The sequence below is a fragment of the Microbacterium sp. K24 genome (assembly GCF_004794465.1).
Taxonomy (GTDB): domain Bacteria; phylum Actinomycetota; class Actinomycetes; order Actinomycetales; family Microbacteriaceae; genus Microbacterium.
On the sequence record NZ_SSDJ01000002.1, the window covers coordinates 1 to 338 of the forward strand.

The following is a 338-nucleotide window of genomic DNA, read 5'->3' on the forward strand; positions in this document are numbered from 1 at the left end:
GACACGATCCGCCGCGAGAAGGCGGTCCGCGAGACGGGCATCAACTTCGTCGGCGCCGGGATCTCCGGCGGCGAGGAGGGCGCTCTCACCGGCCCCTCGATCATGCCCGGCGGCTCGGACGAGTCGTGGATCACGCTCGGCCCGATCCTCAAGTCGATCGCCGCGGTCGCCGAGGGCGAGCCCTGCGTCACGCACGTCGGCCATGACGGCGCCGGCCACTTCGTGAAGATGGTGCACAACGGCATCGAGTACGGACCCGTGGAACGCGCGTGGATCTTGTCGTCGACCAGGTGCCGGCGCAGTACCAGGCAGCGATCCGCGCGCAGTGGGTGGACATC

General features: G+C 69.8%; 1 protein-coding gene. It reads left to right on the top strand.

The features are described 5' to 3' along the window. The coding region (locus DW306_RS00010; protein ID WP_240746981.1) for an NAD(P)-binding domain-containing protein at positions 1-338 on the top strand (338 nt) is incomplete at both ends.